Source organism: Herbaspirillum sp. SJZ106, from assembly GCF_006715495.1.
In the GTDB taxonomy this organism is placed as follows: domain Bacteria; phylum Pseudomonadota; class Gammaproteobacteria; order Burkholderiales; family Burkholderiaceae_D; genus Herbaspirillum.
The window spans coordinates 262117-276931 of record NZ_VFNI01000003.1; the positions used below are offsets into that span (position 1 = coordinate 262117).

14 protein-coding genes are annotated in these 14815 nt (G+C 62.5%); 5 read left to right on the top strand and 9 right to left on the bottom strand.

The genetic code is table 11. The features are described from left to right. Window positions 1-120 precede the first annotated feature (120 nt). From FB598_RS11020 to FB598_RS11040, 5 genes are all read left to right on the top strand, one after another. On the top strand, window positions 121-3129 hold the full coding sequence (locus tag FB598_RS11020) for a ribonucleoside-diphosphate reductase subunit alpha (protein WP_141914633.1): 3009 nt from the start codon (window positions 121-123) through the stop codon (window positions 3127-3129). Between the two features lie 215 nt (window positions 3130-3344). Next, entirely contained in the window at window positions 3345-4499 is a 1155-nt protein-coding gene (locus FB598_RS11025; RefSeq protein WP_141914632.1) for a ribonucleotide-diphosphate reductase subunit beta, read from the top strand. A gap of 502 nt (window positions 4500-5001) precedes the next feature. Further along, the gene (locus FB598_RS11030) at window positions 5002-5685 is read left to right on the top strand and encodes a histone (protein WP_141914631.1); all 684 of its coding nucleotides are present in this window, start codon (window positions 5002-5004) and stop codon (window positions 5683-5685) included. Between the two features lie 290 nt (window positions 5686-5975). Further along, window positions 5976-6515: a YggT family protein gene (locus tag FB598_RS11035; protein WP_141914630.1), complete on the top strand. Its 540-nt coding sequence runs from the start codon at window positions 5976-5978 to the stop codon at window positions 6513-6515. A gap of 97 nt (window positions 6516-6612) precedes the next feature. Then, window positions 6613-6984, top strand: a complete 372-nt coding sequence (locus FB598_RS11040) for a YxeA family protein (protein ID WP_141914629.1) — start codon at window positions 6613-6615, stop codon at window positions 6982-6984. Window positions 6985-7023: 39 nt separating this feature from the next. Here the strand turns inward: FB598_RS11040 and FB598_RS11045 are convergent, their stop codons facing one another. The 9 genes from FB598_RS11045 to FB598_RS11085 form a co-directional block, all read right to left on the bottom strand. Continuing rightward, window positions 7024-7608: a peroxiredoxin gene (locus tag FB598_RS11045; protein ID WP_141914628.1), complete on the bottom strand. Its 585-nt coding sequence runs from the start codon at window positions 7606-7608 to the stop codon at window positions 7024-7026. Window positions 7609-7673: 65 nt separating this feature from the next. Further along, window positions 7674-8609: a carbohydrate kinase family protein gene (locus tag FB598_RS11050; protein WP_141914627.1), complete on the bottom strand. Its 936-nt coding sequence runs from the start codon at window positions 8607-8609 to the stop codon at window positions 7674-7676. 105 nt (window positions 8610-8714) lie between these two features. Then, a complete protein-coding gene (locus FB598_RS11055; RefSeq protein ID WP_141914626.1) occupies window positions 8715-9962 on the bottom strand; it encodes a DUF3426 domain-containing protein in 1248 nt (415 codons plus the stop codon). Between the two features lie 4 nt (window positions 9963-9966). After that, window positions 9967-10881, bottom strand: a complete 915-nt coding sequence (gene prmA / locus FB598_RS11060; protein ID WP_141914625.1) for a 50S ribosomal protein L11 methyltransferase — start codon at window positions 10879-10881, stop codon at window positions 9967-9969. Window positions 10882-10895: 14 nt separating this feature from the next. Further along, entirely contained in the window at window positions 10896-12272 is a 1377-nt protein-coding gene (accC, locus tag FB598_RS11065; RefSeq protein ID WP_141914624.1) for an acetyl-CoA carboxylase biotin carboxylase subunit, read from the bottom strand. A 174-nt stretch (window positions 12273-12446) separates the two neighbouring features. Continuing rightward, the gene (gene accB / locus FB598_RS11070) at window positions 12447-12911 is read right to left on the bottom strand and encodes an acetyl-CoA carboxylase biotin carboxyl carrier protein (RefSeq protein ID WP_141914623.1); all 465 of its coding nucleotides are present in this window, start codon (window positions 12909-12911) and stop codon (window positions 12447-12449) included. Between the two features lie 138 nt (window positions 12912-13049). After that, window positions 13050-13487 (bottom strand): type II 3-dehydroquinate dehydratase, encoded by a 438-nt coding sequence (gene aroQ, locus FB598_RS11075; RefSeq protein WP_141914622.1) that lies wholly within the window; start codon window positions 13485-13487, stop codon window positions 13050-13052. A gap of 85 nt (window positions 13488-13572) precedes the next feature. After that, window positions 13573-14094, bottom strand: a complete 522-nt coding sequence (locus FB598_RS11080) for a TlpA disulfide reductase family protein (protein WP_141914621.1) — start codon at window positions 14092-14094, stop codon at window positions 13573-13575. Next, window positions 14091-14732 carry a hypothetical protein gene (locus FB598_RS11085; RefSeq protein WP_141914620.1) on the bottom strand — a complete coding sequence of 214 codons (642 nt, stop codon included), beginning with the start codon at window positions 14730-14732 and terminating at the stop codon, window positions 14091-14093. The genes FB598_RS11080 and FB598_RS11085 overlap by 4 nt, the downstream gene beginning before the upstream one ends. Window positions 14733-14815: the final 83 nt, after the last annotated feature.

A 14815-nucleotide genomic window follows, 5' to 3' on the forward strand; every position in this document is an offset into this window, starting at 1 on the left:
AGGGATATTTATTGTGGGGCGCTTCTGTCGTTCGCGAACCCCCGGGCAGGTGGGGGTTCTAATTTAGCAACTCGGGGCAATCTCCACGTGGTTGTCTGTCTTATGTATCTAGGAGGCTAAGTGCGCTCAACTCAAGAAATTTCCGTCAATTCTCCTGCCGTGTTCGGCGTCACCGCCGCTGACCTGGAGGTGTCTTCCGACGCGTCCAAGGCTGCCACCGCGAAAGCCGGCGCCGGTCTGGGCGAATACCGGATCATCCGCCGCAACGGCGCAGTGGTCGGTTTCGAGCCGTCCAAGATCTCCATCGCCGTGACCAAGGCCTTCCTGGCCGTCAACGGCGGGCAGGGCGCGGCGTCGGCCCGCGTGCGCGAGATGGTCGAGCAATTGACGACCAATGTGGTCTCGGCGCTGGTGCGCCGCCAGCCCACCGGCGGCACGTTCCATATTGAAGACATCCAGGACCAGGTCGAACTTGCCCTGATGCGCTCGGGCGAGCACGACGTCGCCCGCGCCTACGTGCTGTACCGCGCCAAGCGCATGGAAGAGCGCGCCCAACAGGGCAGCGCCGCCAAGGCGGATGTCGCCGCGCCGCAACTGCACGTGGTCGAAGACGGCCAGAGCCGTCCGCTGGACGTGGCCGAAGTGCGCGCGCTGATCGGCGCGGCCTGCGAAGGCCTGGAAAAGCATGTCGATGCCCAGGCGATCCTGGCCGAGACGATGAAGAACCTGTACGACGGCGTGCCCGTCGAAGAGCTGTACAAGTCCGCCATCCTGGCTGCCCGCGCGCTGATGGAAAAGGACCCGGCCTACAGCCAGGTGACTTCGCGCCTGCTGATGCACACCATCCGCAAGGAAGTGTTCGGCAGGGAAGTGGCGCAAGCCGATGCGCCGGCCGAATATCTCGACTATTTCGCCAAGTACATCAAGAAGGGCATCGCCGCCGAGCTGCTCGACACCAAGCTGGCCCAGTTCGACCTGGAAAAGCTGGCTGCCGCGATCAAGCCCGAGCGTGACCTGCAATTCGGCTACATCGGCCTGCAGACCCTGTACGACCGTTATTTCCTGCACATCCAGGGCACCCGCATCGAAATGCCGCAGGCGTTCTACATGCGCGTGGCGATGGGCCTGGCCTTGAACGAGATCGACCGTGAAGCGCGCGCCATCGAGTTCTACGACCTGCTGTCGTCGTTCGACTTCATGAGCTCGACCCCGACCCTGTTCAATTCGGGCACCCTGCGCTCGCAGTTGTCCTCGTGCTACCTGACCACCGTGGCCGACGACCTCGACGGCATCTACGAAGCCATCAAGGAAAACGCCCTGCTGGCCAAGTTCGCCGGCGGCCTGGGCAACGACTGGACGCCAGTGCGCGCCCTGGGCGCCCATATCAAGGGCACCAACGGCAAGTCGCAAGGCGTGGTGCCGTTCCTGAAGGTGGTCAACGACACCGCCGTGGCGGTCAACCAGGGCGGCAAGCGCAAGGGCGCGGTCTGCGCCTACCTGGAAACCTGGCACATGGACATCGAGGAATTCCTCGAACTGCGCAAGAACACCGGCGACGACCGCCGCCGCACCCACGACATGAACACCGCGAACTGGATTCCCGACCTGTTCATGAAGCGCGTGATGGAAAAGGGCGAATGGACCCTGTTCTCGCCAAGCGACACCCCGGACCTGCATGACAAGTTCGGCAAAGCCTTCGAAGAAGCCTACACCGGCTACGAAGCCAAGGCCGCCCGCGGCGAGCTGAAGCTGTTCAAGAAGGTGCAAGCCAACGACCTGTGGCGCAAGATGCTGTCGATGCTGTTCGAAACCGGCCACCCATGGATCACCTTCAAGGATCCTTGCAACATCCGTTCGCCGCAGCAGCACGTGGGCGTGGTGCACAGCTCCAACCTGTGCACCGAGATCACCCTGAACACCAACGATTCCGAAATCGCGGTGTGCAACCTGGGTTCGGTCAACCTGCCGGCGCACCTGGTCAACGGCGAGCTGGACCATGCCAAGCTGCAGCGCACCATCCGCACCGCGATGCGCATGCTGGACAACGTCATCGACATCAACTACTACGCGGTCAAGAAGGCGCGCGATTCCAACCTGCGCCACCGTCCGGTGGGCATGGGCATCATGGGCTTCCAGGACTGCCTGCACATGAAGCGCATCCCGTACGCGTCGATGGACGCCGTCGAGTTCGCCGACCGTTCGATGGAAGCCGTCTGCTACTACGCCTACTGGGCCTCGACCGAGCTGGCCGAAGAGCGCGGCCGCTACACCTCCTACCGCGGCTCGCTGTGGGACCGCGGCATCCTGCCGCAGGATTCCCTGAAGCTGCTGGCCGAGGAACGCGGCGGCTACCTGGAAGCCGACACCAGCGAAACCATGGACTGGAGCGCCCTGCGCGGCCGCATCAAGGAACATGGCATGCGCAACTCGAATTGCGTGGCGATCGCCCCGACCGCCACCATTTCGAACATCATCGGCGTGTCGGCTTGCATCGAGCCGACCTACCAGAACCTGTACGTGAAGTCGAACCTGTCGGGCGAATTCACCGAAATCAACGAATACCTGGTGCGCGACCTGAAGGCGCGCGGCCTGTGGGACGAAGTCATGATCGCCGACCTGAAGTACTTCGACGGCAGCCTGGCCAAGATCGACCGCATCCCGCAAGACCTGCGCGACATCTACGCCACCGCTTTCGAAGTGGATCCGTCGTGGCTGGTGGAAGCCGCCTCGCGTCGCCAGAAATGGATCGACCAGGCGCAGTCGCTCAACATCTACATGGCCGGCGCCTCGGGCAAGCGCCTGGATGAGACCTACAAGCTGGCATGGCTGCGCGGCTTGAAGACCACTTACTACCTGCGCACCATCGGCGCGACCCATACCGAGAAGTCGACTTCCCGCACCGGCGCCCTGAACGCCGTGTCGGTGGACGGCGGCATGAGCAGTTCGGCAGCGGCTGCTGCGGCTGCAGCAGCGGCTCCGGCCGTCGCCGCAGCCTCGATCGCCTCGGCGAGCGCAGCTTCGACCGCCTACGTGATGCCCAATCCGGGCGCCGCCATCGACGCCGACGGTCCGGTTTGCACCATGCGTCCGGGCGACGCCGGCTTCGAAGAGTGCGAGGCCTGCCAGTAATACCAGCAAGAAGCCAGAATGCCGGCCGGGATCGCCAAGCTCATGAGGATGCGCAACGCCATCCTCGATAGTGGCCAGTCAGATTTCCGCGCCGGGTTTTCACAGCCGGCGCATCTCGGTGAACTTCACCGGATGCGCCGTTGTCACCTTCAATGATGCTGGATGGCCAGTCCATTCCCGGCATCACCGCAACACATAGTTAAAGAGGAATAACCATGCTTTCCTGGGATGACGAAGCAAGCGCAAAATCGGCGCAACCCCAACTGCAGCCGGCCGTGAGCGGCCACCCGCAATTCAATGACTCGGCGCTGAACCCGGCGCTGGTCACCCGCGACGCGCCGGTCGACACCACCCGCCGCGTCAACGCCGCCGACAAGCGCATCATCAACGGCCACACCGACGTCAACCAGCTGGTGCCGTTCAAGTACAAATGGGCCTGGGACAAATACCTGGCCGGTTGCGCCAACCACTGGATGCCGCAGGAAATCAACATGCAGCGCGACATCGAGCTGTGGAAGAATCCCAACGGCCTGACCGAAGACGAGCGCCGCCTGGTCAAGCGCAACCTCGGCTTCTTCGTGACCGCCGACTCGCTGGCCGCCAACAATATCGTGCTGGGCACCTACCGCCACATCACGGCGCCGGAATGCCGCCAGTACCTGTTGCGCCAGGCTTTCGAAGAGGCGATCCACACCCACGCCTACCAGTACATCGTCGAGTCGCTGGGCCTGGACGAAGCCGAGATCTTCAACGCCTACCATGAGGTGAAGTCGATCCGCGACAAGGATGAATTCCTGATCCCCTTCATCGACACGCTGACCAACCCGGAATTCAAGACCGGCACCGTCGAGAACGACCAGAAACTGCTGAAGTCGCTGATCGTTTTCGCCTGCATCATGGAAGGCCTGTTCTTCTACGTCGGCTTCACGCAGATCCTCGCGCTGGGCCGCCAGAACAAGATGATGGGCGCCGCCGAGCAGTACCAGTACATCCTGCGCGACGAGTCGATGCACTGCAATTTCGGGATCGATCTGATCAACACGGTGAAGATGGAGAACCCGCATCTGTGGACTCCGGAATTCCGCGAAGAGATCAAATCGTTGTTTTTAAGCGCGGTGGAGTTGGAATATCGTTACGCAGAGGATACAATGCCGCGAGGCGTGCTCGGGTTGAACGCTACCATGTTCAAGGGCTACCTCCGATTCATCGCTAATCGTCGCGCACAGCAAATCGGATTGGACCCGTTGTTCGCACAAGAAGAAAATCCGTTCCCCTGGATGAGCGAGATGATCGACTTGAAGAAGGAGCGCAACTTCTTTGAGACCCGCGTCATCGAATATCAAACCGGGGGTGCGTTGAGTTGGGAATGATGTGCAGTCTCGTCAGTGCTCTTCAGCGAGACACATTGCACAGCGGCAGTCGGGTAGCTTGCAAGATACCCGGCTGTTGAAACTGAAAGGCAATCGCCAAATTAATGAACAGTCAGAGACCGAACCGTTCTTCTCTGTTATCGCCGCTTAACCCCATCGTGTCGGGTAAGGCGGCTTTTCCTTTGAAAAACCTGATGGTTTTTCAAATGTGCTATTCCGACGCTGGCGTTTGAACACGCTGGCGTTTTTTTGGGCCTCGCGCCTGCTCCCGTAGTCGATCGTGGCCCGCCTGGTGTGCGGGACTGCCGGAGAGGTCCAGCCAAGATAGCTGAAGCGCTGCATAGGTGAGGGGATGCAGCAGTTCAGCTGGTGCCGAATTCATTAGCGCAAGCAGAGGCATGCTTGTGCCGATGAATAATCCGCCTGCGTACATCGCGATGTCGCAGGAGGGTTTCTTATATCAAGCTTGATTTTTTCCATCACGTGAAGAAGGAGAAACAAAATGGCAACAGCAGCAAAGAAGCCAGCAGCCAAGAAGCCTGCTGCAAAGAAGCCGGCAGCCGCCAAGGCAGCCGCAGCACCGAAGAAAGCCGTCGCAGCCAAGAAGCCAGTCGCTAAGGCAGCGGCCAAGCCGGCAGTGAAGAAGGCAGCACCGAAGAAGGCAGTCGCCGCCAAGAAGCCGGTAGCAGCCAAGAAGGCAGCAGCACCGAAGAAGGCAGTCGCCGCCAAGAAGCCGGTCGCCGCCAAGAAGGCAGCACCGAAGAAGGCAGTCGCCGCCAAGAAGCCGGTAGCAGCAGCCAAGAAGGCAGCACCGAAGAAGGCAGTCGCCGCCAAGAAGCCGGTAGCAGCCAAGAAGGCAGCACCGAAGAAGGCAGTCGCCGCCAAGAAGCCGGTAGCAGCCAAGAAGGCAGCACCGAAGAAGGCAGTCGCTGCCAAGAAGCCGGTAGCAGCCAAGAAGGCAGCACCGAAGAAGGCAGTCGCTGCCAAGAAACCGGTAGCAGCCAAGGCAGCAGCGCCGAAGAAGGCGGTCGCCGCCAAGAAGCCGGCAGCAGCCAAGGCAGCAGCGCCGAAGAAGGCGGTCGCAGCAAAAAAGCCGGCAGCTAAGCCGGCCGCAGCTCCGGCTGTGAAGACCGTGCTGAACCCGGCAGCGGCTTGGCCGTTCCCGACCGGCACCAGCCGTCCGTAATACGGGCGTCTTGGCCGCCTGATCTTTTCAGGCAAAATCCCGCTGTATGGCTTCGCCGCCATACAGCGGTTTTTTTTGTCCGTCCGATCCGGGGCGCAGTCGGGAATCTCGCCGGGAGTTGGGCCAGTGGCTGATCCGGGGCACTAGCAATGCGCGGGAATGGCACAATATAGAGGCAAGGAATGTTGCGTCCCCGGCAGGGGAGGCTTGGCGATTGCGCCAATGCGCTCCAGGGCCTGTTAATATTCAGGCCGTTCCGGCCGCCAGATTTGTCACTGATGGAGACCCCCGTGCTGCATAGTATTTTCATGTTGATCGTCGATGCCGTCGCCAGCATTCTGGCCGGCGTCATGTTGTTGCGCTTCTGGATGCAGGTGGTGCGTGTGCGTCCGCCGCAATCGGTCGGGCAGTTCGTCTATCAGCTGTCGGACTGGCTGGTCAAGCCGTTGCGCCGCGTGATGCCGGGCGGCGCATATGATTGGGCCAGCCTGCTGGGGGCGTTCCTGATCGTGCTGCTGTCGATTGTCGCCGCCGTCGGCATCGATTCCGGTTTCGACTTCAAGACCATCTTGCTGCTATCGCTGGTGCGCTTCCTCCAGTGGATCTGCTACGGCTTCATGGCGACGCTGATCATCGAAGCGGTCTTCAGCTGGGTCAACCCTTACGCACCGCTGGCGCCTTTCGTGCGCGCGCTCAACGAGCCGCTGCTGCGCCCGGTGCGCCGCATCATTCCGCTGATCGGCGGCGTCGACCTTTCCCCGCTGGCGGTGCTGATCCTGCTGCAGATTGCCGTGCGCGTGGTCAGCGCACTGTTATTGTCGCTGGCTTGAGGCGGTATTGATTACTCGTGCATATTCGATAAATTGCGAGTAACCGTCTCTGCGCAGATTCATCTAAAGGGCTGTTTGATTTCCTGGAGCCAGTGCAATGGCCAAGCGTATATGGTGGATGGTTGCAGGTGCAGCCGTCATTGTCGTACTGGTCGGGGGCACCAGCGTGGTGGTCAGCAAGGCCAAGCGTTTCGGCAAGCAGCAATACTTCACGCAAATCACGCAGCCGGGCCAGCCCAATGGCCAGGCGTCATGGGGATACACCTATGAACAGCCGGCGTTCGACCGGGAGGGCAAGGAGCGCCGGCTGACATTCCGTGCCGAGAAGTCCTTGCGCCTGCAGGCGTATTTGCGCGTTTATGTCGCCAGCCATGACCGCGTCACCGCCTGGGAAGAAGTGGACGGCGCCGCCGTGCCGGCCCTGGCCAAAGAACAATTGCGGCAGCGCGCGGCGGCATCGTCCGATTAAGCGATTAAGGCGCATGGCGCGCCCATCGGCGAGCCGGCGTTAAGGCCCTTTCCTGCTATTGACCCATTGCTGCAATGCGTGCAGCGTATTTTCGACGTGCTTGTCTGGATCCATGCTGCTGTATTCATACAGGATGGTGTGGTCCGGTGTGATCACGTAGGAGGTGCGGCTGGCGCGTTCGGCATCCTTGCTCAGTACGGCGTCGTAGGACTTCATGATCTTCCGGTCGACATCGGCGGCCACCGCGAACTTGCTGCGGCACTCGCTGACCGAGAACTTGTTGAGCGTGTCGATGTTGTCGGCAGAAACCCCGATCACCGTCGCCCCCAGCGCCTTGTAGCGCTCTGTCGCTTCGGCGAACAGGTGGGCTTCGATGGTGCAGCCGGTGGTAAAGGCGGCCGGATAGAAATACAGCACTACCGGCCCCTTCTTGAGCGCGGCATTGAGCGAAAACGTCGAGACCTGGCCGCCCAGCGAGGAAGGAGCGGAGAAATCCGGCGCCTTCTCGCCGGGTTTGAGTACGGCCAAGGCCGGCTGGGCCAGCAGGGTGGTGGCCAGCAACAGCGGAGTGGCGGCTCGCCGCAGGCGACGGAGGGCGGGGTGTTCGGACGAAGTCTTCAACATGGTGCATCTCCTTGAGGTGATGCGTCGCCCGCGCCCGCGGTATCGACGCTATTGCCGTGCCGGCATCAGGCGAAGCGGTAGCCGAAGGCCTTCTGGAAGCGGTCTTCGATCTCGGCCTTGGACGGCGCATGGTTTTGCGGGCCTTGCGAAGCGATCTTGATCGACCCCATCAGGCTGGCCAGGCGGCCGGTGGTTTCCCAGTCGAAGCCTTCGGTCAGGCCATGCAGCATGCCGGCGCGGAAAGCGTCGCCGCAGCCGGTCGGGTCTTCGATCTTTTCGGCCGGTACGCAGGGGATGTCGATCTTCTTGCCGCCGGTGAAGATTTCCGAGCCCAGTTCGCCGCGGGTGACGACCAGGGCCGACACGCGCTCGGCGATCTGCGCCAGCGACAGGCCGGTGCGCGCGGTCAGCATCTCGGCTTCGTAGTCGTTGACGGCGATGTAGGTCGCCAGGTCGATGAAGTGCTTGAGGTCGTCGCCGTCGAACATGGGCATGCCCTGGCCCGGATCGAAGATCAGCGGGATCTTCAGCTCAGCCGCCTGCTCCGCGTGCTGCAGCATGCCGTCGCGGCCGTCGGGAGCGACGATGGCGAATTTCACCGGGCCGGCATCGCTTACCCGGTTCTCGTGCGAGAAGGTCATGGCGCCCGGGTGGAAGGCGTTGATCTGGTTATTGTCGGCATCGGTGGTGACGAAGCATTGCGCGGTGAACGAGGAGTCGATCACGCGCACGCATTGGGTGGACATCCCCAGCTCGGCGAAGCGTTCCATGTAGGGCACGCTGTCCAGGCCGACGGTGGCCATCACTATCGGCACGCCGCCCAGCAGCTTGAGGTTGTAACCGATGTTGCCGGCGCAGCCGCCGAACTCGCGGCGCATGGTCGGCACCAGGAAGGACACGCTGATCTTGTGCAACTGGTCGGCCAGCAGGGCATCGGCGAAGCGGCCCGGGTATTGCATGAGGTTGTCGTAAGCAAGGGAACCGCAGATCAGTGAGCTCATTGGGAATGGAAAAGTGGTGGTGAATGCCGCATTGTAGAAGAAAGCGGCCGGAAGTTCAGCGTTGTCTTCCGGAGCAGGCCTGGACCGGCCGGATGGCAGTCAGCTTCAGGGATAGAACAGGTAGATGCGATAGCCCGATACCAGCGCATCGTTAAGCTCGAAAGTCAGCTTGACCGGCTGTTCGCTTTCGCCGGCGATGCCGTTGTCCAGCTGCTGCGGCCTGGCCAGGTATTCGCGCGGCCGGAACACGCGGCGCACCACCGGTTTTTCATCATCGTTGTTGAGCGTGAGCTCGATATGCGGCCACGCCTGCGGCGTGTCGCCGCGATTGCGCAGCACCAGCGACAGGGCGTAGATATTCTGGTTGGGCGGCACCACCTGCAGCTCGTTCGATTCCAGCGACAGGCGGTCGATCTCGGCCGGCAGGCCGATGGTGCAATGGAGGGCGGCACACATGCCGTTGAGCATGGGACGCAGCGGCGGCGCCGCAACCGCCAGCTGGTTGCGCCAATAATAAGCCGATTGCAGCAGCAGGATGGGAAGCATGATGCCGGCCAGCACCATCATCCCTATCTTCATGACGCGGCCCAGCCGTTCCCTGCGTTCGGCCTTTTTGACGAAAGCCGGCTGGTCGGCATCATCATGGGCTTCTTCCTGCGCTTGCCCGTCGTCTGCATCGTCTTCTTCGTCCGGCTGCATATCCGCGCTGGCGGCGGCGCCTGCAGCCCGCTCGTAAGCGGTAAACGGATTCTCGTCGGAAGTCTCTGCCTGCGAGCCGGCGCCGGAAAGCCGTTCCGTCCCGGCCCAGGCATCGGCCGCCGCATCGGCCGGCGCCGGCGCGCCATCGGAAAACGGGGCGCGCTCCCCTTGCAGGTCATCCTGACGCTGTGTATCGGATGGCGTTAGCGGCAACGGGAAGCGGTCCGCTTGCTCCGGGGCGCGCAGCGGCATGCCCAGGTCGGGGATATAACCCGGACTGTCGGGCGAGCGGAACACTTTAGGCTCGGCGATGGCGGGAACGGGGGGCGACGGTGGCGGTGGCGCAGCACCCGTCGGCGCTGGCGTATTGACCTCGGGAACCGGGTTGTGTGTTGGGCCAGGCAGGGCGTCGGTAACGGCTGTGGGCGCAGCCGTGGACCTGGCAACCGGCATGGCGGCCGGGGCCGCTTGTGCCTTGCTGCCCGGCGCAGGCTGGTAATAGCCGTCGCTGACGCTGGCTTCCACCAGGTAGTCGTTGCCGTTGAAGACTTGCTTGCAGCTACCGCAGCGGACCAGGCCGCCGCGCAGTTTGAGTTGGTCGCCGGCGACCCGGAAGATGGTGAAACAGTGCGGACATTGGGTCGCCAACGCCATGCGCCTACTCCGGCAAGCGGCCTGCCAGCGCCACCCAGCCTTCGTGCTCGGCCCACACCGTGAGCGCAATGTAGGGCGCGTAGGCGGCAATGACTTCCTGCGCCTGCCGGTCCAGCACGCCCGAAAGCACCAGCGCGCCGCCGGGGGCAACCCGCCCGGCCAGCATCGGCGCCATCAGTTGCAGCGGGCCGGCCAGGATGTTGGCCACCACCACGTCGAAGCGCTCGCCTTCCGGATGCGCCCGGGCAAATTCTTCCGGCAGGAAATAAGCGACTTCACACTGGTTGCGCGCCGAATTGTAGTTGGCCGCTTCCAGCGCCTGGGGATCGATGTCCACGCCGATCACCTGCGGCACGCCGACCTTGGCCGCCACCAGCGCCAGGATGCCGGAACCGCAGCCGTAATCCAGCAGGGTCCGGGTTTGCGTGGCATGGGTTTCCAGCCATTCCATGCACAAGCGGGTGGTGGGATGGCTGCCGGTGCCGAAGGCCAGGCCAGGGTCCAGTTCCAGCACCAGCGCGTCGCTGTCCTGCGGCGCGTCGTGCCAGCTCGGCACCACCCAGATGCGCTGGCCGATATGGATGGGCTCGAACTGCGATTGCGTCAGGCGCACCCAGTCCTGTTCTTCCACCTCGCGGGTGGCGAAGGGCAGGGCATAGCCCAGGCCGATGGCGGCGGTGGCGTCGGCCACGATGGTCGCCAGGTCGGCATCCTTGCCGGCCAGCGCCACCACGCGGCTGCGATCCCAGGCCGCCTCGTCGGGCTCCATGCCGGGCTCGCCGAACAGCGGACGCTCGGCAGCGGTGCCTTCATCCGCATCTTCGACCGACACCGACAAGGCGCCAGCCTCCATCAGGGCGTCGGACAATGCCTCCGCCTGCTCACGCGCCACTTCGATGACGATTTCAACCCAACCCATGGATCACTTCACTTTCACTTCTTGGCCTTGTCGGCGTCCGACGATGCCGGGCGTTCCGACAACTTGTGTTCCAGATAATGGATATTGGTTCCGCCTTCGAAGAAGCGCGCGTCCACCATCAGCTCGCGGTGCAGCGGGATGTTGGTCGAAATGCCTTCGACCACCATTTCCGACAGCGCGATCTGCATGCGGCGGATGGCTTGCTCGCGGGTGGTGCCGTAGGCGATCACCTTGCCGACCATGGAGTCGTAGTTGGGCGGGACGAAATAGCCGGAGTAGGCATGCGAATCGACGCGGATGCCAGGGCCGCCCGGCACGTGCCATGCCGTGATGCGGCCTGGCGAAGGGATGAACTTGAACGGATCCTCGGCGTTGATGCGGCACTCGATGGCGTGGCCCTTCAACTCGATGTCGCGCTGGCGGTAGCGCAGCTTCTCGCCGGCAGCGATACGGATCTGTTCCTGCACGATGTCCACGCCGGTGATCATTTCGGTCACCGGGTGTTCCACCTGCACGCGGGTGTTCATTTCGATGAAGTAGAACTCTTCGTTCTCATACAGGAACTCGAAGGTGCCGGCGCCGCGGTAATTCATCTTGCGGCAGGCCTCGGCGCAGCGTTCGCCGATCTTCTCGATGATCTTGCGCGGGATGCCCGGCGCCGGCGCTTCCTCGATCACCTTCTGGTGGCGGCGTTGCATCGAGCAGTCGCGCTCGCCCAGCCAGATGGCTTGCTTGTGCTCGTCGGCCAGGATCTGGATTTCCACGTGGCGCGGATTTTCCAGGTACTTCTCCATATAGACTTCCGGATTGCCGAACGCGGCGCCGGCTTCGGTCTTGGTCATGGTCACGGCGTTGATCAGCGCGGCCTCGGTATGCACCACGCGCATGCCGCGTCCGCCGCCGCCGCCGGCAGCCTTGATGATGACCGGATAGCCGATCCTGCGGGCGATCTGGACGATTTCCTTGGGGTTGTCAGGCAGCGCGCCTTCCGAACCCGGCACGCAAGGCACGCCGGCGCGGATCATCGCCTGCTTGGCCGACACCTTGTCGCCCATCATGCGGATGTTCTCGGCGCGCGGGCCGATGAAGACGAAGCCCGACTTTTCCACGCGCTCGGCGAAATCGGCGTTTTCCGACAGGAAACCGTAGCCGGGGTGGATCGCCTGGGCGTCGGTCACTTCGGCGGCGCTGATGATGGCCGGCATGTTCAGGTAGGACAGCGCCGACGGCGCCGGCCCGATACATACCGATTCATCCGCCAGCTTCACGTACTTGGCTTCGCGGTCGGCTTCGGAGTGCACGACCACGGTCTTGATGCCCAATTCGCGGCAGGCACGCTGGATACGCAGGGCAATTTCGCCACGATTGGCGATCAGGATTTTTTCAAACATAACTGGAATGAGGCGTCGCTAAGGTCAAGCGTTATAGGTTCCGGATGTCGGGGCTGCGGCGCGCCAACTTGGCGCAACGGCCTGCATCGACAGTACAGCATTTCCACTGCGATTGCCGCCCGGGGGCGGCGTCATCCGGCCAAATCGGGAATGCCACCAGGTCCGGTGCGTCGATCAGCCCAGCACGAACAGGGGTTGGCCGAATTCGACCGGTTGGCCGTTTTCCACCAGGATCTGCTTGACCACGCCACCCTTGTCGGCGTCGATTTCGTTCAACAGCTTCATGGCTTCGATGATGCACAGGGTATCGCCTTCCTTGACTTCCTTGCCGACTTCGACAAACGCCGGCGCGCCCGGAGCGGAGGAGCGGTAGAAGGTGCCGACCATGGGCGACTTCACGACATAGCCTTCAGGAGCGGCCGCAGCCGGCGCGGCCACCGGGGCAGCCGCAGGAGCGGCGGCTTGCGGCGCGGCGACAGGGGCGTAGGCTTGCTGCTGCGGCATCATCACGACCTGGTTTTGCGCATTCGGGGACGATTTGACGATCCTGACCTTGCTTTCGCCTTCAGTGACTTCAAGCTCTTCGATAGCCGACTCGGCAACCAGGTCGATCAGCGTCTTGAGTTTTCGTAAATCCATTTGAATCCCTCGGAATGTAGATGAGAAGTTAAATAATCGCCGGCAGTCGATCGCGGCCGGCGGTATCGGTGTATTGCTTGTTGCTGGTTTCTTGATGTGTCCGTTCGGGCGCGGATAAGCAAGCAGCTAGGCCCGCCGTCAGGACTGGCGCAGCCAGTAGTCGACCGCCAGGCGGTAGCCGTCGACTCCAAAGCCGCATATGACTGCCCGGGCAATGCCGGACAGGTATGAAAAATGACGAAATTCCTCGCGTTGATGAATATTGGAGATATGCACTTCCACGAACGGGATGGCCACGCCGGCCAGCGCATCGCGCAAGGCCACGCTGGTGTGGGTCAGGCCGCCGGGGTTGATCACGATGGCATCCACGCCCTCTGCGCGGGCTTGGTGGATGCGGTCGATCAGCGCGCCTTCGTGGTTGCTCTGGAACGCCTGCAAAGCGGCGCCGCCGGCGCGGGCTTGCTCCTGGGCCAGCCGTTCAACATCGGCCAGCCTGGTCGATCCATAGACTTCCGGCTCTCTGGTCCCGAGCAGATTCAGGTTCGGGCCATTGAGGAGAAGAAGGTGTTTTGCCATGGAGGTTAAGCCCCGTTTGACGACGATGCGCGCATTTTGCCGTCAAATGACACTATTTGGCAAGAAAAACTTTCTTTTCATGGATTTACAGCTGGGAGAGGTCTTGGCGCAGCTCGTCGAACTTCAAGCGGCCCAGATAGATCTTTTTGACTTTGCCGTCCTTGCCCACCAGAACGGTGAAGGGAAGACCGCCTGCCTGATTGCCGAATTGCCTGAGCAAGTCGGTGGCGCCGGTTCCGGCAACGAAGAGAGGATAGCGGATTTGGTATTTTTGTGCAAATTTGGCGATATTGTCCTGACTATCGACGCCAATTCCCAGAATTTGCACCGGGGCGATCTCTTGCTGCAGGGCCGTCAGTTCAGGCATTTCTTCCACGCAAGGGCCGCACCAGGTCGCCCAGAAGTTGACGACCAGCGGCTTGCCTTTCCATTGCGCCAGCGACTGCTGCTGTCCCGCCGCATCCGGCATCGATTGCGACAGCAGGCGGTTCAGGGCCTGGGTTTGCGGCGAGTCGGGCGGGGTGCTGCGGTGGCTGGCATACATGCCTGCGCCCACGCAAATGACGGCAACGATAATCAACAGGATGGCATTGCGCAGCTTCTTCATTGATTTTCTTTCTCGAAGGTTTCTATCAGGCGCGCCAGCGCAGCAGCGTCGCCGCGTTCCGGGCGTTTGCCCGCGGCGGCGCGCACGCTGCCGCGCAGGTCGTCTTCTTCATACAGGGCCAGGTGGGCCAGTTCCGGCGCCGCGCCTTTTTGCGGCAGCAGGAAGCTCAGCGTCTCCACCGGCTGGCCGGTGCGGAAGTGCGGCAGCTCGCCGACTTCGAAATTCACGTTCTTGTTCAACAGGAAGATTTCCACATCCTTGGCGCTGGAGGTAAACAGCTGCAGGTGGATGTCCGAATGCGCGCCGGCGGTGCCGTTGAACACCGCGCCGGTAATATAAGGGTTGAAGGCTTGCAGGTCCTGCATCAGTGTCAGCGCCACCCGGCGCAGGTGCTGCAGGCGCGCCGGTTGGGTGTCGGCGAAGAAAAGTTCGTTGTACAGGCGGACTTCTTCTTCGATCTGCTCATTATCGGGCATGATCTCGCCGCGCACTTTCTGGTTGCCCAGGATCTGCCGGGCCGCCTTGCGCTTGGCGCTGCCATAGTCGGCGCCGTCTTCGGCGATCATGCGCGCGGCCGCCGCGGCGATCTCGGCGCGCAGTTGTTCGGTCGGGGAGGTAAAGTCTGGCATGGGCGACATCATACCCGCTCGCGGCCGGAGCCGTCCGGGCCCGGCCGTCTTGCGCCGGTTTTGTGCGGCCGGGACTGGGGGCGGGAGCCCTG

Excerpts from the sequence above, each read along its gene's own strand:
- prmA (WP_141914625.1), bottom strand. The coding sequence starts at position 10,881 with ATGGGTTGGGTTGAAATCGTCATCGAAGTGGCGCGTGAGCAGGCGGAG.
- FB598_RS11025 (WP_141914632.1), top strand. The coding sequence starts at position 3,345 with ATGCTTTCCTGGGATGACGAAGCAAGCGCAAAATCGGCGCAACCCCAA.
- aroQ (WP_141914622.1), bottom strand. The coding sequence starts at position 13,487 with ATGGCAAAACACCTTCTTCTCCTCAATGGCCCGAACCTGAATCTGCTC.
- FB598_RS11080 (WP_141914621.1), bottom strand. The coding sequence starts at position 14,094 with ATGAAGAAGCTGCGCAATGCCATCCTGTTGATTATCGTTGCCGTCATT.
- FB598_RS11085 (WP_141914620.1), bottom strand. The coding sequence starts at position 14,732 with ATGTCGCCCATGCCAGACTTTACCTCCCCGACCGAACAACTGCGCGCC.
- accB (WP_141914623.1), bottom strand. The coding sequence starts at position 12,911 with ATGGATTTACGAAAACTCAAGACGCTGATCGACCTGGTTGCCGAGTCG.
- FB598_RS11050 (WP_141914627.1), bottom strand. The coding sequence starts at position 8,609 with ATGAGCTCACTGATCTGCGGTTCCCTTGCTTACGACAACCTCATGCAA.
- FB598_RS11055 (WP_141914626.1), bottom strand. The coding sequence starts at position 9,962 with ATGGCGTTGGCGACCCAATGTCCGCACTGTTTCACCATCTTCCGGGTC.
- FB598_RS11040 (WP_141914629.1), top strand. The coding sequence starts at position 6,613 with ATGGCCAAGCGTATATGGTGGATGGTTGCAGGTGCAGCCGTCATTGTC.
- accC (WP_141914624.1), bottom strand. The coding sequence starts at position 12,272 with ATGTTTGAAAAAATCCTGATCGCCAATCGTGGCGAAATTGCCCTGCGT.
- FB598_RS11030 (WP_141914631.1), top strand. The coding sequence starts at position 5,002 with ATGGCAACAGCAGCAAAGAAGCCAGCAGCCAAGAAGCCTGCTGCAAAG.
- FB598_RS11045 (WP_141914628.1), bottom strand. The coding sequence starts at position 7,608 with ATGTTGAAGACTTCGTCCGAACACCCCGCCCTCCGTCGCCTGCGGCGA.